Here is a 16,994-nt window from a genome sequence, read left to right as displayed (position 1 = left end):
GGTGTCATGCAATTAATGGAAAGGCGTGCATGAGCGCGGGTTTGTGATGAGAAATTGCATTTTCCAATGTTAAGTTGACGAAGCGTTCAAGGGTTATTAGCGTTTTCCGTGCGCACTGCGGCGTGACCATTTACAGGCAATCACCATGCTCACTCGAATCGCCATCGCGGATGACCATCCGCTGGTGCTGTTTGGCACCCGCCTTGTGATCGAGGCAGAGGGCCGGCACAGCGTCGTGGGCGAGGCGCAGTGCGCGGAAGCGCTGCTCGATCTGCTTGCCACTGAAGATGTGGATCTGGTGGTGACCGACTTTTCGATGCCGGGTGGAAAGCGGCCGGATGGCCAGGCGATGCTGCAGGCGCTGCGTCGCAATCACCCCAGGATTCCCGTGGTCCTGGTCACGATGATCACTAATCCGACCACGCTCAACATGGCCATGCGGACCGGCGTGCGCGGGCTGGTCTACAAGGGCAGTGGCGTGGACGGCCTTCGCAATGCGGTCGATTCGGTCATGGGCGGGGGCATCTACCTGGATTCCGAGCTTGCGCCCTGCCTGCAGGAGGCGGGGCGCGAGCGGACCCTGTCCGTGCTGTCGCCCAAGGAACTGGAAGTGCTGCGGCTGTATGTATCCGGGCCGTCGATCACCGAGATCGCCGCACAGTTGCGGCGGACGGTCAGCACGATCAGCCGGCAGCGGATCTCGGCAATGCGCAAGCTGGGCATCAGCAATGACGCCGAGCTGTTCGCGTTTGCGTTCGAGGAAAAACTGGGGGCACCGCTGGCGATGGCGGCCGAGGGAGAGTGACCGCCGGCGGGTGCTGATGGTTTCTGGTCAGGCCCGGTTGGGTTGCTTGAACGGAATGCCAACCATGTCATGCGCCCCCTCTGTGCGGCGCGCCCGGAATCTCCGATGCTTGCGCCATCGTATTCATCTGGAGAAGTGGCAATGGGCAAGGGATCGGGCAGGGGACTGGGCTGGGGAACCGTGGCATGCCTCGTGCTGCCGATGCTGGCGGCTGCAGGTGCCGCGCAGGCGCAGAACCGTGGCTATGACGACCGCTACGACAACCGTGGCGGCGGAATCGTGCGCTGCGAATCGGTGAAGAACCGCAGCAACGAGTGCCGCCTGGACGGCCGCGCGCGCCTGATCCGCCAGTTGTCCGGCTCGCCGTGCGTGGAGGGCCGCACCTGGGGCCAGTCGCGTGGTGGCGTGTGGGTGACCCAGGGCTGCCGTGCCGAGTTCGTGGGCGAATCCCGTGGCGGCTGGGGCCACGGCGGCGGCGGTTGGGGCGGCAATGGCGGCCAGGTGATCGCCTGCCATTCCAACGACCGCCGGCAGAAGTACTGCGATGCGCGCATCCGCCGCGAGGTGCGCCTGGTGCGCCAGGAGTCGCGCAGCCCCTGCGTGGAAGGTCGTACCTGGGGTTGGGACCGCCGCGGTGTGTGGGTCAGCGATGGTTGCCGGGCCCAGTTCCAGATCAACTGACGGCAGTGGCCCTCAGATTCAGATTAATCTGATGGCGGTCACAGTTCATTCCTCGTATCGTCGGCAACCGGGGGCAGTGCGCCTCCCGGTGTGCCCACCGTCATCGATACGCTGTTCAAGGAGTGAGCAACGCATGTTGATCCGTCTGCAATGTGAGCAGCGCCAGTGGCGCGTGCTGCACCCGGACAAGCCGGAACCGATCGAGTTCCGCGACGGTGTCCGCGCCTTCGATTTCGCCGAAACCCTCGCGCGCCTGCACTTCACCGATACCGGCCAGCGTGCGGCCGTGCGCGTGGAAGCCAGCGGCGCGTTTGTCGAGGCGATCAGCTACGGTTGAGCGTCACCGACGGTTGGGTGGGTGTATCCACCGCCGGTTTGGTGGGTGCGGACCGGTGGTCCGCACAGATGGATCTACTGGTTTGGTGGGTGCGGACCGTTGGTCCGCACTGATGGATCTACTGGTTTGGTGGGTGCGGACCGTTGGTCCGCACTGATGAGCCCATCCACGCATGGCGTGGATCTACTCAGCTGGCCGCGCTCAGCGGCGGCGTACCGCTTTCCAGCTTCGGCCAGCGCTTGAGCACTGCCGCGCGGATGCCCGCAGCGTCGATGCCGGCTTCCGCCAGCAGGTCTTCGCGGCTGGCGTGGTGCTGGAAGGCGTCCGGCAGTCCCAGGTGCAGGATCGGGCGCAGCACGTCTTCGGCGTTCAGCAGCTCGGCCACGGCCGAGCCGGCACCGCCAGCCACCACGTTGTCCTCGATGGTCACCAGGCCGTCGTGGCTGTTGGCCATGGCCAGCACCAGCTCGCGGTCCAGCGGCTTGATGAAGCGCATGTTGACCACGCTCAGGCCCAGCTCGCGGCCGACCTGTTCGGCGGCGCTGACGGTGCTGCCAAAGGCCAGCAGGGCGATGCGGTTGCCCTGCACGCGCAGCTCGCCCTTGCCGATCGGCAAGGTGGACAGGTCGTTGCCGGCATCCACGCCGGTGCCGGTGCCGCGCGGGTAGCGCACGGCGGCCGGGCCGGGGTGCTGCAGGCCGGTGCTGAGCATCTGCCGGCATTCGGCTTCGTTGGACGGTGCCATCACCACCATGTTCGGCACGCAGCGCAGGAAGCTCAGGTCCAGGTTGCCGGCGTGGGTCGCGCCGTCCGGGCCGACCACGCCGGCGCGGTCGATCGCAAACAGCACGTCCAGGTCCTGGATGGCCACGTCATGCACCAGCTGGTCGTACGCGCGCTGCAGGAAGGTGGAGTAGATCGCCACGACCGGCTTGCCGCCCTGGGTGGCCATGCCGGCGGCCAGGGTCACCGCGTGCTGCTCGGCGATGGCCACGTCGAAGTAGCGCTGCGGGTATTCCTTGCTGAAACGCACCAGGCCGGAGCCTTCGCGCATCGCCGGGGTGATCGCACACATGCGCGGCTCTGCAGCGGCGGCATCGCACAGCCAATCGCTGAAGACGTCGGTATAGGTCGGCTTCTTGGCACCGGTCTTGGCGACCAGGCCCTTGTCCGGATCGAACGGGCCCACCGCGTGGTAACCGATCTGGTCGCCTTCGGCCGGCTCGTAGCCCTTGCCCTTGGTGGTCATCACGTGCAGCAGCTTCGGGCCCTTGGAGGCGCGCAGCGTCTTCAGCGTGGACAGCAGGGCGGGCATGTCGTGGCCGTCGATCGGGCCGGTGTAGTGGAAGCCCATTTCCTCGAACATGGTGGACGGCACGAACATGCCCTTCCAGTGTTCTTCCCAGCGCTTGACGAAGCGAGCAGGGTTGTTCTTCTTGTCGCCGAGGATCTTCTTGCCGCCCTCGCGCAGCGCGTTGAGCGTGCGGCTGCCGGTGGCGCGGCCGAGCATCTTGGTCAGCCCGCCGACCGCCTCGGAGATCGACATGTTGTTGTCGTTGAGGATGACCAGCAGGTTCGGCTCCGGGTCCATGCCGCCGGCATGCATCAGCGCTTCGAAGGCCATGCCGGCGGTCATCGCGCCGTCGCCGATGACCGCCACGACCTTGCGGTCATCGCCCTGCGACTGGCGCGCGATGGCCATGCCCAGCGCAGCCGAGATCGAGGTGGAGGAATGGCCGACGCCGAAGGTGTCGTATTCGCTTTCCTCGCGCTTGGGGAACGGCGCAACGCCGTCCTTCTGCTTGACGGTGTGGATCTCGTCGCGGCGGCCGGTGAGGATCTTGTGCGGGTACGTCTGGTGGCCGACGTCCCAGACCAGCTGGTCGTGCGGGGTCTGGTAGAGGTAGTGCAGGGCCACGGTGAGTTCGATCACGCCCAGGCCGGCGGCGAAGTGACCGCCGCTCTTGCCCACCGACTCGATCAGGTAGGCGCGCAGCTCATCGGCGACCGCGCGCATTTCGGATTCGTCGAACGTACGCAGGTCATCGGGCGTCTGGATGCGCGCGAGGCGGGGATAGCGGGCAGAGTCGATCATCGTGTTCGCACTTGTTCTGAACGCCCATTTTCGCCCTCAATCGGGGGTGGGGCAAGCAAACGCCGCCGCCCGTGACAGGACGGTGAGGGTTGCCGGTGCCGGTGTTCAGGTGCTGAGCTTGGATCGCTTGGGCAGCTGCGCCTTCAGGAAGGCCATCTGGTCGGCCAGGATGTTGCGGTTGGAGAGGATCAGGTGCTCGATCCAGCTGGGCCGGTAGGGGATGGCCAGCAGGGGCATGTTGGCCTGCTGCGGGGTGCGGTTGCTCTTGCGCGAGTTGCACTGGAAGCAGGCGGTCACCACGTTTTCCCAGCAATCCAGGCCGCCCTTGGACAGGGGCATGACGTGGTCGCGGGTGAGGGTGGGGCGGTTGAACTGCTGGCCGCAGTACAGGCAGAGGTGGGCATCGCGGGCGAACAGCGCCGGGTTGGTCAGGTTCGGCGTGGGGTCCGGTGCGCGCGAGCGGGCATGGCCGCGGGCGGCGATGATCGGGTGCAGGTCCATGCCGCTCTGCAGGCCGCTGAGGCGGTTGGTGCCGCCGTGGATATGCAGGCAGGGGTCGCCCAAGGTCCAGGAGACCGCGTTGCGGGCGTAGAGACAGGCTGCGTCCTGCCAGGTGATCCAATCCAGGACGCGTCCGTGGGCGTCAAGCGAGAGCAGGCGGACGGTGCCGGGGCGATGCAGCGGGCTGGCATTGGGCGATGACGCGGCGCCCGGAGCAGAAATCGAGGCTCCGGCTTCGATCAGACCCAAGCGTGTAGTGTCTGTCTCCATCGGGAGAACAGCTTATACCCGAATCATTGCGATTTGTGTATCGCCCGTGGGCGATACGCAAATCGCAGGATTCGGGTCCGCGCATTCTTCCTATCCCCCGCGCCGTTGGCGCGCCCCCCTTAACAAAGGGGGGCTCTCCTCCAGATACATGGCGGGGTCTGGGGCCCTTATCCACGCGTGGCGTGGATCTACTGGGGCGTAGACGCCCCCGGCTCAGGCGCCGAAGCGCTCGTCGTCCATGGCCATCAGCGGGGCGGCGCCGGCCTGCATGGCGGCGGCGTGGGCGAGGGTGCGCGGCAGGACGCGGGCGAAGTAGAAGCGGGCGGTTTCGCGCTTGCCCTGGGCGAAGGCGGCGCCATGTGCGCTGGCGTCGGCGGCAGCGACGCTGCGGGCCCACCAGTAGGCCAGCACCACGTAACCCGAGTAGAACAGGTAGTCGTAGCTGGCCGCGCCCAGTTCGTCCGGGTTGGCGGCGGCGCGCTTGAGCACGTCCATCGTCAGCTTGCCCCACTCGGCTGCCTTGGCCTGCAGCGGGCCGATGAACTCGGCCAGCGCCTCGTTGCCTTCGTGTTCCTTGGCGAAGGCTTCGATCTCGGCCAGCATCAGCTTCAGGCCGGCGCCCTGGCTGGAGGCGGTCTTGCGGCCGATCAGGTCCAGCGCCTGGATGCCGGTGGTGCCTTCATACAGCGTGGTGATGCGTGCATCGCGCGCCAGCTGCTCCATGCCGTGCTCGCGGATGTAGCCGTGGCCACCGAAGCACTGCAGGGCGTTGTAGGTGTTCTCGATGCCCCATTCGGTCTGGCAGGCCTTGGAGATCGGGGTGAGGAAGCTGACCAGGGTGTCGGCGCGCTCACGCTCGGCGGCGTCGCCGGCGCTGTGTGCCACGTCGATGAGGGTGGCCGCGTGCAGGGCCAGCAGGCGGCTGCCTTCGACCAGCGACTTGATGGTCAGCAGCATGCGGCGCACGTCCGGGTGGACCAGGATCGGGTCGGCGGCCTTTTCCGGGAACTTGGCGCCGCTCAGGGCGCGCGACTGCAGGCGCTCGCGGCTGTACTTCAGCGCGTTCTGGTAGGCACGCTCGGACAGGCCGATGCCCTGCAGGCCGACGCCCAGGCGTGCGGTGTTCATCATGGTGAACATCGCCTGCAGGCCCTTGTGCGGCTGGCCGACCAGGTAGCCCTGCGCACCGTCGAAGTTCATCACGCAGGTGACCGAACCCTTGATGCCCATCTTGTGCTCGATCGAGCCGCAGCGCAGTGCGTTGCGCTCGCCGACGTTGCCGTCGCGGTCGACCTTGAACTTGGGGGTGACGAACAGCGAGATGCCCTTGGCGCCCGGCGGGGCGTCGGGCAGCTTGGCCAGCACCAGATGCACGATGTTTTCAGTCAGGTCGTGCTCGCCGGCGGTGATGAAGATCTTGGTGCCGGTGATCGCGTAGCTGCCGTCGGCATTCGGCTCGGCCTTGGTCTTCAGCAGGCCCAGGTCGGTGCCGCAATGCGGTTCGGTCAGGCACATGGTGCCGGTCCAGCGGCCTTCGATCAGCGGCTTGAGGAAGGCGTCGTGCTGCCACGCCTCGCCGTGCTGCTTCAGGGCCTCGATGGCGCCGTGGGAGAGCAGGGGGAAGTTGCCCCAGGCCAGGTTGGCCGCGTTGATCATTTCGTTCAGCGGCACGCCCAGCGTGTGCGGCAGGCCCTGGCCACCCAGTTCCGGTGCGGCAGTCAGGCCGGTCCAGCCGCCATCGACGAACTGGTCGTAGGCCTGCTTGAAGCCGGGCGGGGTGGTCACTTCACCGGTGGCCTGGTCGAGCACGCAGCCGATTTCGTCGCCCACGCTGTTGAGCGGGGCCAGCACGCTGGCACTGAAGCGGCCGGCTTCTTCCAGCACGGCATCGACCACGTCGGCGGTGGCGTCGGTGAAGCCCAGGCGGGCGAACAGCGGTTCCACCTTGAGCACGTCGTGCAGGGCGAAACGGAGGTCGGAAAGCGGGGCGGTGTAGCTGCTCATCGGTGACGTCTCGATCAGGACAAAAGGGCGCGGCAGGCGATGCCGCGGCGAAAGGGGGATCTCAGCGCAGCACGCCGGGCAGGCCGGGGGCCTGGTTGAGGGTGCTGCGGCCGCTGATGTCGAAGCTGCGCTGCTTCTTTTCCTGCGGCGTGGCGGCCACCGTGCCCTTCAGCCCATAGGCCAGGGTGCGGTTGCCGGCCAGGGCGTCGGCCACCACCAGGCGCGCGCCGGAGCTGGGCACCAGGTCGAGGTTGATGACGTCGGCCGAGGTGCCGCCGATGGAGATGGCCGGCTTGGCCTGCAGGGTGCCTGCTTCGGTGTCGCCCACGGTCAGGGTCAGCGACACATCGTCGAAGGTCATGGGCATCGAGCTGTAGTTCTGCAGGCGCAGGGCGACGGTCCAGTTGCCGTCGGCGCGCACGGTGAGCTGCTGCAGGCTGGCCGCCGGTTCCGAAACACGCTTGACGATGCCATCGCTGCAAGCAGCCAGGGCCAGGGTGCACAGGACGATCAAGGCGAAACGGAAACGGTGGAGCATGGGCGCAGGTCCTTTGTAGGGGGTGCGTGGGATAAGCATACTACGGCGTATGGTGGAATGGATCGCCCGTGGCGACCCGTCGCAGAGGGTAGCGCGTGAGCATGACCGGCAGGCGTGCGCGGGACGCTGCCAGGGGCGCGCCCGGGATGCTGGAAGGGTTGGGGTTCAGTCGGCTGGCGTGGGCGCGGGATCGCGCAGCGGGGCCATCACCCGCAGGGGCGCCAGGTCGTACCCCATCGCTTCGGCTTTGGCCTTGAGCTGCTCGAACAGGGCGCGGTCCATGTCGGGCAGGCGCGAGAGGATCCACAGGTATCGGCGGTCGGGTTCGCCGACCACGGCCCACTGGTAGTCCGGGTCCAGCGCGATCACCCAGTAGTCAGCCCAGACCAGCGGCACCCAGCTCAGCCAGTCCGGGGCGAAGCGTACCTGCAGCTGGCCGGGTTGGCCTTCCACCGGGCGTGCCACGCCATCGGCGGCGATGCGCTCTCCGCTCTGCACGCGGCAGGCGTTGCTGACGCTGATGCGGCCGTCGCGGCGCAGGCTGTACGTCGCCGTGATGTCGCCGACGCACTTTTTCTGGAAGGAGACGGGGAGGTGTGCGATCTCATGCCACTGGCCGGCATAGCGATCGATATCCAGCGCCTGGACCGACTGCACGTTGGCGGCGCCGGCGTGGGCGGCGGCGATCAGCAGGCAGGGCAGCAGCGCGTGGCGCAGTCGCATGGGACGTCTCCGGTCGAGACGTCGAGAGTAGGCGACTGGACGCTGGACCGGGCGTGAAAACCATCGTTCAGGTTCCATCGGTCGCGCGAAGCGGCAAAAAAAAAGACCTGCATTTCTGCAGGTCTTCAAACTGGTGGCCGAGGACGGAATCGAACCGCCGACACGGGGATTTTCAATCCCCTGCTCTACCAACTGAGCTACTCGGCCAGTCTGGTTGGCCAACCGCGCGAACGCAGTGGCCGGAAAAAAAAGACCTGCATTTCTGCAGGCCTTCGAAAGTGGTGGCCGAGGACGGAATCGAACCGCCGACACGGGGATTTTCAATCCCCTGCTCTACCAACTGAGCTACTCGGCCACTTGTTTCGTTGCAGCGAGGTCGCTGCCAAGGACGCGCATATTACGGAGGTCGACTGCGTTCGGCAAGCGTTTTGGCAAAAAACCTTCACATTGCCGTCTGCGCGCGCGCAAGTGCTTGATCCTCGGTGCTCTGCAGGCGGCCGCAGCGGGTAGCGCGGGGCCGTTGGCATTTCGCCGGGCGTGGCCCGGCGCTACCGGTACAGGCCAATGCGACTCACGGCGCGAAACGCACCTGCCGTGGGTCGCTGACGCTGATCTGCGTCTGGTAGTAGTACTTGCCGCTGGGCTGGCCGTTGCCGTCGATGAAATCGATGCGGACCTGGCGCGCGGTGCCGCGCACCAGCAGGCGGCGGTTCTGCAGGTGGTCCAGCTTCAGGCCCAGCGCGCTTTCCAGCCCCGGCCGCAGGGCCGAGTCCATGTTGAGGGTGATGTTCAGCGGATGCCGGTAGTCGCGTTCGCTGTTGAGGTAGATGCGGCCATCGTCGCTGCCGATGGCCTGCACGGTCATGGCGAAGATGCCGGAAATGCCGCGTGCCGGATCGTCCTGTGCGGCGCGCACGGCTTCGTAGTTGCCGATGTAGCCGGGCATCGGCGGCGGCGCAGCGGCCAGGCGGTGGGCACAGCCGGTCGTGAGCAGCAGCGGGGCCAGCAGTGCGGCCAGCAGGGTGGGGCGGTACATGGCGCTTCCTTGTGCGTCGGTGATGTGCCGATTCTGGCCGCGCGAGCGTTGCAGCCACAAGCGCGCTGTCCAACCTGCCCGCCGATGGGTCATGCTGGACGCCTGTTGCATCGACCAGGGAAGGACATGCCGAAGACCGCCGACGTTCATGCCATCGACTGGGCAACGCTGCAGGGTGCCTACGGCGACGCGTCTGAAGCGGGCGCACTGCTGGCATCGATGATGGACCCGCAGCACCAGCAGGACTGGAACGACATCTGGTCGCACCTGTGCCACCAGGGCTCGGTCTATTCGGCCAGCCACGCGGCGCTGCCGGTGCTGTTGTCGATCGCGCGGCAGACCGGGCGCAGCGACGGTGATGATGCGCTGCTGCTGGCCGGCGCCATCGTTGCCGGCTCGGACGTGGGCGATCCTGGGCTGGTGCCGCATGGCGATGTCATCCAGGCGTTGCGCAGCAAGGTGCACAAGCGCCTGCAAGGCACCGGCAAGGATGCGGTGCCGCTGTCCGACGATGGTCACGGTGAACGTGGCTGGCTGCGCCAGGCCTGGCTGGGGCTGAGTGGCGAGAAGGCCTGGTCGCAGCACCTGGACCGGCTTGCCGAGGGCGAGATCGTAGGCGAGTGCGTAGCCTGTTCGGCGGACCTTTACTGCACGCTGGATGCGGAAGCGCCGTACGTGTGCCATGAGGATCCGGTGTTCGGCGCGCCGTCGGCGACGACAGCACTGTTGCCGGGCGAACCGGTGGGCGTGGCCGAGCAATGGTTGATGCACCAGGTGCGCGATGATGGCGACCAGCGCGCCGAGCAGTTGCTGGCGCTGGCGTTCGGTCATTCCACCTGCAGTGCCTGCGGGCATCCCTTCGCCGTGCGCGAATGCGTGCAGGCCTGAACCTCACGTCGCCCCTGCACGCGGTGCTCGCGGCGGCCTGACCTGCGCATCACCGGCGCGCGTCTAGCGTGCGTTGACCGGGCCGGCCTGTTGCCGGCCGGAGCGCCCCCATGAACGACAAGCAGAACCCCAACCAGCAGCAGGCCCGCGAGGGTGCCCAGGAAAGCCGCCAGGATCGCCGGCAGGATGAGGTGGCCAAGCAGCGGCCGGGCCAGGACGACCAGCAGGTGCATGACGCGCATTCGCGCCGGCCGCAGCGTAAGGATGGAAGCCAGGACCCGGCCTGAGCGCGCCGGTGGCCGCTGGCGCCCGGCCTATGGCTGCGCCAGCAGTGCCGACACTTCGCGGATGCGCAGGTCGAGCAGGCGTGCGTCACGCGCGGTGATGAGGCTCGAACGAACGTACGCTTCGTAGTTCTCCCCGGCGCATCCGCCCCCCGACAGGCAGACGGACGCCATCAGCGGTGAGCCGCTGCTGCAGTCATATCCCATGCGGCAGCCGACGATGCTCCACGCATGGCCCGAAATCGGATCGGAAGAGAGGTCCGCGTACCGGCCCGTGGCGCTGCTGTGTGTGGGGTGCGCCACCAGTTCGCCAAGCCGGAACACGGCGGCCGGGTCTTTCGATCTGGCAACATCGTCCATCAGGCGCGTGTAGGCGGCCGCGTCCGGTTTCTCACCGTTGAGCAACAGCAGCCGGGCCTGGGCGGCGAGGTCACCGCGGGTGGCTGCAGATTCAAGCCAGGCACGGATGGCCTCGATCGGGATGATCTGGCCGCCATCGACCTTCGCGCACAACGCCGCAGTAGAACGGGCAGTGCGCATCATTTCTGCCGTCTCCTCCGGGTACGGGGTGTGGCGGGCCATGACTTCGTAGCCCGGCAGGTAGTTTTCTGGTGCGATGTTGACCGCAAAGCAGCGCTCATAGAGTTCAGCCAGTTCACGCTGGGAAACCGCGTCCCCTGACTGCGCCCGAGCCTTGAGATCGCCGAACGCGAATGCCTGCGGGCGCGGTGGGGCGGCGGTCGCAGGGCCGGCAGCGTGCAGGCCTGGCGCGGCGGGCGCTTTCAGGGAGGCGTGGTCCGCAGCGGGCGGGTCACCGGCGGCGGTGCTGTGGTCACGGCCGTCGCCCGACCAGATGGCATAGGCCCCGATGGCCAGAAGGACAATCGCAGCAATCAGCGTCCGTGCGTTTTTCCCGATCACCCGCGTGTCCTCGTGGCCGATTCCGTTGCCAACCGTGCAACAAAAAAGGCCGGAAGCCCTGTTACTTCAGGAGTTCCGGCCTTCTGCGTGCGTTGCCGCACTGAATAGTGGTGGAGCCAAGGAGGATCGAACTCCTGACCTCGTCATTGCGAACGACGCGCTCTCCCAGCTGAGCTATGGCCCCACGGCTGGGATCCAGTGTAGCGCCGCCCTCCGGGCTTGCCAAGCGGCGGCCCGGGACCCATGGCAGGCTAAGCACCATCACCGCCGAGGAACCCCACATGACCGACTACCAACCGCTGGAGTGCGACCTGCACGATGTGCTGGAAATCGCCTGCCTGCACCGCGCCCTGCTGCAGGTCGAACTGCGCGACGGCAGCCGTTTCGTGGCGCGGGCGCGGACCACCGAGAGCACTGCGGACAAGGAAGAGTTCCTGCTGCTGGATGCGCCCGACGGCGAGCGCCGCATCCGCCTGGACCAGCTGCACGCGGTGGCCACCGTGGGCGCTGATGGCACTGCCGGCGCGCGCACGGTACTGGGGCCCGGGCCTGCTGACGCCAGTGGCGAAGCTGAACAAGGTTTCTGAATCAATGGCTTGGCGCCGTCAATAACCAGATCCGGCTAGGCGGCGGGCGTAAAGAGGACGAGAACGGTGCCGTTAATGGGGATGCGCTTTCGAGCACTCCCTTCCACGGATCCGTTTTTCCATGATGACCCCTGCTGCCTCCCGTTTCTCTGCTTCGCCGCCGCGCCGTTCGTTGACCATCGCCTCGCGGCTTGCCCTGTTGATGGCCGCGATCACCACCGTCGCCTTCGCCGCCCTGGCGGTCCTGATCTACCGCGACACCGCTGACAGTTACCAGCAGCGCGTGAGCGCTGGCCTGGACACCGCCACCGTGCTGATGCGCGATTCGGTGCAGTTGTACGACCGCAGCCTGAGCGAAAGCACCGAGCGCATCGCCGGTACCTTCCGCGCGATGCTGCCGCAGGGTGAGGCGCAGGCCGATGGCACCGCAACCATCGATGTGGCCGGCCGCAGCACGCCGACGCTGCGCCTGGGCAGCCAGGCCATCGGCCCGGCGTCGACCGAAGTCGATCGCTTCGCCGACGCCACCGGTGGCGTGGCGACGGTGTTCGTGCGCGATGGCGATGATTTCGTGCGCGTGGCTACGTCGCTGCGCAACGCGCAGGGCGAGCGTGTGCTGGGCACCGTGCTTGACCACGCCAATCCTGCGTATGCGCGGGTGCTGGGCGGGCAGGGCTACACCGGCCCGGCGCACCTGTTCGGCACCGATTACATGACCCACTACATGCCGATCCGCGCCGCCGATGGCAGCGTGGCCGGCATCGCCTTCGTCGGCCAGGACTATTCGCAGGGCCTGGCCGCGCTGAAGGCGCGCCTGCGCGAGGCCACGCTGGGCCGCGAAGGGCGCTTCATCGTGCTCGATACCCGCGCCGGCAAGGAGCGCGGCCGCGTGGTGGCCGCCACCGACGGCGAGGGCGGGCTGCTGCAGGAGCGGGTGGCCGCGCAGGACCTGCCGGCGCTGCAGGCGCTGCTGGACGGCAGCAGCACGCAGGCACGCCTGCATCTGAGCCCGGCTGCGGGTGGCAGCGAGCAGGCGTGGTTTGCCTCGGCACAGCGCTACGGCCCGTGGCAGTGGCTGGTGCTGGGCCTCGAGCCGCAGTCGGTGCTGGATGATGTGCTCAACGGCCTGATGCTGCGCATCGCGCTGATCTCTGCGCTGGCACTGGCCACGGTGGTGACCCTGATCGTGCTGGTGGTTCGCCGGTTGCTGGGTCGCCCGCTGGCCGCCGCCGCGCAGGTCGCGCGTGACGTGGCAAGCGGGCGCCTGGATCGCGAGATCGAGGTGCGCCGGGACGACGAGGTCGGCCGCGTGCTGGGTTCGCTGCAGCAGATGCGCTCCAAGCTGCGCGAGATCCTGCAGGCGCAGGCGGCCATGGGCGAACACCACGCGGCCGGTGTGGTCAGCCACCGCATCGACGAACAGGCCTTCGAGGGTGAATTCCGCGCCATGGTGGCCGGCACCAACGCGCTGGTGGCCGCACACCTGCAGACCCAGCAGCGCATGGTTGCGCTGGTCGAGCGCTATGCCGAGGGTGACCTGCAGCAGACGATGGACGTGCTGCCGGGCGAACAGGTGGCCATCACCCAGGCGCTCAATGGCGTGCGTTCGAAACTGCAGGGCATCAACGGCGAGATCAAGCGCCTGGTGGCGGCCGCTGCCGCTGGCGACTTCAGCGTGCGCGGTGATGCGCAGGCTTTTGCCAACGATTTCCGGCAGATGGTGCAGGGCCTGAACAGTGTGATGGGCACGGCCGATGAGAACCTGATGGCGCTTTCGGGGTTGCTGCGCAACCTGGCCGAAGGTGACCTGCGGCATCGCATCGATGGCCAGTCTCAGGGCGTGTTCGCACGCATGCGCGGGGACGCCAATGCCACCGTGGGTGCGCTGACCGGCATCGTCGGCCGCATCCAGCAGGCGGCAGGCGCGGTGAGCCTGGCCGCAGCGGAGATCGCTGCGGGCAACGACGATCTGTCGCGTCGCACCGAACAGCAGGCGGCCAACCTGGAAGAGTCGGCGGCGTCGATCGAGGAGATGACCTCGGCCGTGCGCCAGAACGCCGACCATGCGCGCCGCGCCGACCAACTGGCGAGCGAGGCGGCACAGGTGGCCGGGCGCGGTGGCGTGGCGATGGCGGAGATGCAGGCGACGATGGGCCTGATCGACGCGGCATCGCGGCGCATCGCCGAGATCATCGCGGTGATCGATGGCATCGCCTTCCAGACCAACATCCTGGCGTTGAACGCGGCGGTTGAGGCGGCGCGGGCCGGCGAGGAAGGACGCGGTTTTGCGGTGGTTGCCAGTGAGGTGCGCGCGCTGGCGCAGCGCTCCACGCTGGCCGCCGCGGAGATCAAGGGGCTGATCGAGGATTCGGTCGCCCGGGTGGCCGAAGGCAACGTACTGGCCGGTGATGCCGGGCGGACCATCCAGGACGTGGTGGCATCGGTGACCGAACTGGGGGGACTGGTGGGCGAGATCGCCCATGCCTGCCAGGAACAGGCCGCCGGTATCGAGCTGGTCAACCAGAGCATCGTGCAGATGGACGGCGTGACCCAGCAGAACGCCGCGCTGGTGGAGGAGGCGTCGGCGTCGGCACGGGCGATGAGCAGCCAGGCGCATGCCCTGCAGGAGGCGGCCGGTCGCTTCGTGCTGGCACGTTCTCCGTTGGCTGCAGGCGTGTAAGGGGAGCAGGGCCCGGGGGCGGTGGTGTTCGCTGCCGCCCCCACTTTGCCGCAGTGGGCGGGAACCTGACTGCGACGGGGTGCGCAACGAAATCGTAACAATTCGGGCGATAATGAACGCTTGCGCAGTGTCTCCCCTTTCTACCGCCCGGCTCGCGCAGGCCGCACGGATGCCTCCTCAGAGCTCTCGATGCCTTCCCATACCGATTCCCGCCGTTCGTCGGGCATGTCGTCCTTTGTTTCTTTCCGTCGCCACCCGCTGGCCCTGGCCTGTGCCGGCCTGGCCCTGGTCGGCAGCTTCGGTGCCGCCGCGCAGGACAGCGCGCCGACCCCGACCGGTCTGGACACCATCACCGTGACCGCCGAACACCGTGAGCAGAACCTGCAGGAAGTGCCGGTATCGGTGGGCGTGGTGCAGGGCGAGCGCATGCGCGACTTCACCGCCGGCGGCGACGACACCCTGCTGGCGCTGTCCGGCCGCGTGCCGAGCCTGTATGCGGAAACCACCACCGGCCGCATCTTCCCGCGCTTCTACATCCGCGGCCTGGGCAACATCGACTTCTACCTGGGTGCTTCGCAGCCGGTGTCGATCATCCAGGACGACGTGGTGCTGGAGCACGTGGTGCTGAAGTCCAACCCGGTCTATGACGTGGACCAGGTGGAAGTGCTGCGCGGCCCGCAGGGCTCGCTGTTCGGCCGCAACACCACCGCCGGCATCGTCAAGTTCGACACCATCAAGCCGAGCGAAGACTACAGCGGCCGCGTCAGCGCCAGCTATGCCAGCTACAACAGCGTCTCGATCGACGGCGGCTTCGGTGGCCCGATCAACGATGTCGCCGCGTTCCGCGTGTCGGCCCTGTACCAGCACCGCGACGACTACGTCGACAACACCTACACCGGCCCCAGCGCCGATGGCACGGTCAGCCCGAAGAAGAACGCCATGGGCGGCTTCGATGACCGCAACGTGCGCGCGCAGCTGCTGCTGACCCCGAGCGACCAGTTCTCGATCCTGGCCTCGGCCCACGCCCGCGATTACGAAGGCACCTCGACCCTGTTCCTGCGCAACGCGCTGACCAAGGGCTCGAACCAGACCGACGTGCCGCGCGACAAGGTCGCCTACGACGAAGCCGACAACAACCCGCAGGCCTACAAGACCTACGGCGGCTCGGTGAAGGCGCGCTATGACTTCGGCGCGGTCGACTTCACCTCGATCACCGCTTACGAAACCACCTCCGGCTACAGCCGTGGTGACACCGACGGCGGCGCAGCGGTGAACTTCCCGGTCAACGGCGTGCCGAACGGCTACGGCCAGTCGATGGGCCAGATCCGCGACCTTGACCAGTGGACCCAGGAATTCCGCTTGGCCAGCCACGATGACAACGCCCTGCAGTGGCAGGCCGGTGCGTTCTACTTCAACGGCAGCGACACCACCGATTTCTACCAGCGCGCGTGGTTCCTGCAGGGCGCGGCCCGCAACCCGAACAACTGGGTGCGCCTGCGCAACAAGAACACCTCGTGGGCTGGTTTCGGCCAGATCAGCTACGCCTTCACCGACAAGTTCAGCATCACCGCCGGCCTGCGCCAGACCAAGGACGAGAAGCACACCCGCCTGCTGAAGACCGCTGACACCGCTGCCGGCGTGGTCACCTACAAGGGCCGTACGGACGTGAAGATGTCCGATACCACCCCGAGCTGGGACCTGAGCGCGATGTACCAGTTCAACCCGAACGTGAGCGTCTACGCGAAGGTCGCCCGTGGCTTCCGCGGCCCGACCATCCAGGGCCGTTCGGCGGTGTTCAACGCTGACTTCACCACCGCCGATTCGGAAACGATCCTGTCGTGGGAAGCGGGCGTGAAGAGCAGCCTGTGGGACAACCGCCTGCGCCTGAACGCCACGGCGTTCACCTACACCGTCAACGACATCCAGCTCAACGGCAACGATTCGGACGGCAATGGCGTGCTGTTCAACGCAGACAAGGCCAAGGCGTACGGCTTTGAAGCCGACATGGAACTGCGCCCGATCCCGAACCTGACCCTGAGCGCCGGCGTCAGCCTGCTGCACAGCGAAGTGCAGGACAAGCGCGTGTATGCGCAGGTCTGTGCACTGAACGGCGCGGTGGTGTGCACCGTGAATGACCCGACCATCAAGGTCGGTGCGAACACCTTCGCCCAGATCGACGGCAATCCGCTGCCGAACGCGCCGAAGTACAACGTGAACTTCGCTGCCCGTTACGACTTCCCGGTCAGCGATGCCGGCACGATGTTCGTGTCCACCGACTGGAACAAGCAGGGTTACACCAGCTTCGTCCTGTACGACAGCAAGGAATTCAACTCCAAGGGTGATTTCGAAGGCGGCCTGAAGCTGGGTTACTCCGGCAACTACGGTGCCTACGAAGTGGCGCTGTTCGCGCGCAACATCACCAACGAGAAGAACCTCAAGGGCGTGATCGAGAACTACATGGCCGCGGTCTACAACGAACCGCGCACCGTGGGTGTTTCGCTGAACATGAACTGGTAAGCGCTGGCGTCATGCAGCCACCGGCAACGCCCCGCACTGCGGGGCGTTGTCGTTTCCGCGACCTGCGTGCCACGACGGCGCGAAGGCACATGCTATGTTCGCGCGCCGTGTTGAATGGATCTCGACC

15 protein-coding genes and 3 tRNA genes are annotated in these 16,994 nt (G+C 67.1%); 8 read left to right on the top strand and 10 right to left on the bottom strand.

Features of this window, described 5'->3' with window-relative positions; translation table 11 throughout:
* The first annotated feature begins 145 nt into the window (after positions 1 to 145).
* The 3 genes from C1927_RS14445 (at position 146) to C1927_RS14435 (ending at position 1,823) form a co-directional block, all read left to right on the top strand.
* Positions 146 to 805: a response regulator transcription factor gene (locus C1927_RS14445; protein ID WP_108747065.1), complete on the top strand. Its 660-nt coding sequence runs from the start codon at positions 146 to 148 to the stop codon at positions 803 to 805.
* 201 nt (positions 806 to 1,006) lie between these two features.
* On the top strand, positions 1,007 to 1,486 hold the full coding sequence (locus C1927_RS14440) for a DUF3011 domain-containing protein (protein WP_343125736.1): 480 nt from the start codon (positions 1,007 to 1,009) through the stop codon (positions 1,484 to 1,486).
* A gap of 133 nt (positions 1,487 to 1,619) precedes the next feature.
* Positions 1,620 to 1,823: a hypothetical protein gene (locus C1927_RS14435; RefSeq protein ID WP_079222567.1), complete on the top strand. Its 204-nt coding sequence runs from the start codon at positions 1,620 to 1,622 to the stop codon at positions 1,821 to 1,823.
* Positions 1,824 to 2,010: 187 nt separating this feature from the next.
* Here C1927_RS14435 and dxs read toward each other — a convergent pair whose 3' ends face one another.
* The 8 genes from dxs to C1927_RS14395 all read right to left on the bottom strand — a co-directional run bounded on the left by dxs (position 2,011) and on the right by C1927_RS14395 (position 8,990).
* Positions 2,011 to 3,918 carry a 1-deoxy-D-xylulose-5-phosphate synthase gene (gene dxs, locus C1927_RS14430; RefSeq protein WP_108747064.1) on the bottom strand — a complete coding sequence of 636 codons (1,908 nt, stop codon included), beginning with the start codon at positions 3,916 to 3,918 and terminating at the stop codon, positions 2,011 to 2,013.
* A 105-nt stretch (positions 3,919 to 4,023) separates the two neighbouring features.
* On the bottom strand, positions 4,024 to 4,689 hold the full coding sequence (locus tag C1927_RS14425; RefSeq protein ID WP_079222565.1) for an HNH endonuclease: 666 nt from the start codon (positions 4,687 to 4,689) through the stop codon (positions 4,024 to 4,026).
* Positions 4,690 to 4,902: 213 nt separating this feature from the next.
* On the bottom strand, positions 4,903 to 6,693 hold the full coding sequence (locus C1927_RS14420; protein WP_079222564.1) for an acyl-CoA dehydrogenase C-terminal domain-containing protein: 1,791 nt from the start codon (positions 6,691 to 6,693) through the stop codon (positions 4,903 to 4,905).
* Between the two features lie 61 nt (positions 6,694 to 6,754).
* Positions 6,755 to 7,231, bottom strand: a complete 477-nt coding sequence (locus C1927_RS14415) for an LEA type 2 family protein (RefSeq protein ID WP_108747063.1) — start codon at positions 7,229 to 7,231, stop codon at positions 6,755 to 6,757.
* A 165-nt stretch (positions 7,232 to 7,396) separates the two neighbouring features.
* Positions 7,397 to 7,954 carry a lipocalin family protein gene (locus C1927_RS14410; RefSeq protein ID WP_159095364.1) on the bottom strand — a complete coding sequence of 186 codons (558 nt, stop codon included), beginning with the start codon at positions 7,952 to 7,954 and terminating at the stop codon, positions 7,397 to 7,399.
* A 131-nt stretch (positions 7,955 to 8,085) separates the two neighbouring features.
* Positions 8,086 to 8,161, bottom strand: a tRNA-Phe gene (locus C1927_RS14405).
* A 72-nt stretch (positions 8,162 to 8,233) separates the two neighbouring features.
* Positions 8,234 to 8,309 (bottom strand) — tRNA-Phe (locus C1927_RS14400).
* A 216-nt stretch (positions 8,310 to 8,525) separates the two neighbouring features.
* Positions 8,526 to 8,990 carry a hypothetical protein gene (locus C1927_RS14395; protein WP_079222561.1) on the bottom strand — a complete coding sequence of 155 codons (465 nt, stop codon included), beginning with the start codon at positions 8,988 to 8,990 and terminating at the stop codon, positions 8,526 to 8,528.
* A gap of 126 nt (positions 8,991 to 9,116) precedes the next feature.
* Here C1927_RS14395 and C1927_RS14390 point away from each other — a divergent pair, with 126 nt between their 5' ends.
* Together C1927_RS14390 and C1927_RS21535 are read left to right on the top strand one after the other, a co-directional pair.
* The gene (locus tag C1927_RS14390; protein ID WP_079222560.1) at positions 9,117 to 9,878 is read left to right on the top strand and encodes a hypothetical protein; all 762 of its coding nucleotides are present in this window, start codon (positions 9,117 to 9,119) and stop codon (positions 9,876 to 9,878) included.
* Positions 9,879 to 9,988: 110 nt separating this feature from the next.
* A complete protein-coding gene (locus tag C1927_RS21535; RefSeq protein ID WP_174208691.1) occupies positions 9,989 to 10,165 on the top strand; it encodes a hypothetical protein in 177 nt (58 codons plus the stop codon).
* 27 nt (positions 10,166 to 10,192) lie between these two features.
* On the opposite strand, the gene C1927_RS14385 is transcribed toward C1927_RS21535, so the two are convergent.
* Positions 10,193 to 11,083: a hypothetical protein gene (locus C1927_RS14385; protein ID WP_108747061.1), complete on the bottom strand. Its 891-nt coding sequence runs from the start codon at positions 11,081 to 11,083 to the stop codon at positions 10,193 to 10,195.
* A 108-nt stretch (positions 11,084 to 11,191) separates the two neighbouring features.
* Positions 11,192 to 11,267 (bottom strand) — tRNA-Ala (locus C1927_RS14380).
* Between the two features lie 97 nt (positions 11,268 to 11,364).
* Here C1927_RS14380 and C1927_RS14375 point away from each other — a divergent pair.
* The 3 genes from C1927_RS14375 to C1927_RS14365 all read left to right on the top strand — a co-directional run bounded on the left by C1927_RS14375 (position 11,365) and on the right by C1927_RS14365 (position 16,867).
* Positions 11,365 to 11,670, top strand: coding sequence for a Rho-binding antiterminator (locus C1927_RS14375; RefSeq protein ID WP_079222558.1), 306 nt, complete (start codon positions 11,365 to 11,367; stop codon positions 11,668 to 11,670).
* Between the two features lie 121 nt (positions 11,671 to 11,791).
* Positions 11,792 to 14,350 carry a Cache 3/Cache 2 fusion domain-containing protein gene (locus C1927_RS14370; protein ID WP_108747060.1) on the top strand — a complete coding sequence of 853 codons (2,559 nt, stop codon included), beginning with the start codon at positions 11,792 to 11,794 and terminating at the stop codon, positions 14,348 to 14,350.
* 189 nt (positions 14,351 to 14,539) lie between these two features.
* Positions 14,540 to 16,867: a TonB-dependent receptor gene (locus tag C1927_RS14365; protein WP_108747059.1), complete on the top strand. Its 2,328-nt coding sequence runs from the start codon at positions 14,540 to 14,542 to the stop codon at positions 16,865 to 16,867.
* Positions 16,868 to 16,994 lie beyond the last annotated feature (127 nt).

The organism is Stenotrophomonas sp. ZAC14D1_NAIMI4_1, assembly GCF_003086775.1.
In the GTDB taxonomy this organism is placed as follows: domain Bacteria; phylum Pseudomonadota; class Gammaproteobacteria; order Xanthomonadales; family Xanthomonadaceae; genus Stenotrophomonas.
The sequence above is the reverse complement of the archived record's forward strand: the minus strand, read 5'-3'. Positions and strand labels throughout refer to the sequence as shown.

Bases quoted from the DNA above. Each gene is read 5' to 3' on its own strand.
- dxs (WP_108747064.1), bottom strand. From the start codon at position 3,918: ATGATCGACTCTGCCCGCTATCCCCGCCTCGCGCGCATCCAGACGCCC.
- C1927_RS14415 (WP_108747063.1), bottom strand. From the start codon at position 7,231: ATGCTCCACCGTTTCCGTTTCGCCTTGATCGTCCTGTGCACCCTGGCC.
- C1927_RS14425 (WP_079222565.1), bottom strand. From the start codon at position 4,689: ATGGAGACAGACACTACACGCTTGGGTCTGATCGAAGCCGGAGCCTCG.
- C1927_RS14370 (WP_108747060.1), top strand. From the start codon at position 11,792: ATGATGACCCCTGCTGCCTCCCGTTTCTCTGCTTCGCCGCCGCGCCGT.
- C1927_RS14440 (WP_343125736.1), top strand. From the start codon at position 1,007: ATGCTGGCGGCTGCAGGTGCCGCGCAGGCGCAGAACCGTGGCTATGAC.
- C1927_RS14445 (WP_108747065.1), top strand. From the start codon at position 146: ATGCTCACTCGAATCGCCATCGCGGATGACCATCCGCTGGTGCTGTTT.
- C1927_RS21535 (WP_174208691.1), top strand. From the start codon at position 9,989: ATGAACGACAAGCAGAACCCCAACCAGCAGCAGGCCCGCGAGGGTGCC.
- C1927_RS14365 (WP_108747059.1), top strand. From the start codon at position 14,540: ATGCCTTCCCATACCGATTCCCGCCGTTCGTCGGGCATGTCGTCCTTT.
- C1927_RS14420 (WP_079222564.1), bottom strand. From the start codon at position 6,693: ATGAGCAGCTACACCGCCCCGCTTTCCGACCTCCGTTTCGCCCTGCAC.
- C1927_RS14390 (WP_079222560.1), top strand. From the start codon at position 9,117: ATGCCGAAGACCGCCGACGTTCATGCCATCGACTGGGCAACGCTGCAG.
- C1927_RS14375 (WP_079222558.1), top strand. From the start codon at position 11,365: ATGACCGACTACCAACCGCTGGAGTGCGACCTGCACGATGTGCTGGAA.
- C1927_RS14435 (WP_079222567.1), top strand. From the start codon at position 1,620: ATGTTGATCCGTCTGCAATGTGAGCAGCGCCAGTGGCGCGTGCTGCAC.
- C1927_RS14410 (WP_159095364.1), bottom strand. From the start codon at position 7,954: ATGCGACTGCGCCACGCGCTGCTGCCCTGCCTGCTGATCGCCGCCGCC.
- C1927_RS14395 (WP_079222561.1), bottom strand. From the start codon at position 8,990: ATGTACCGCCCCACCCTGCTGGCCGCACTGCTGGCCCCGCTGCTGCTC.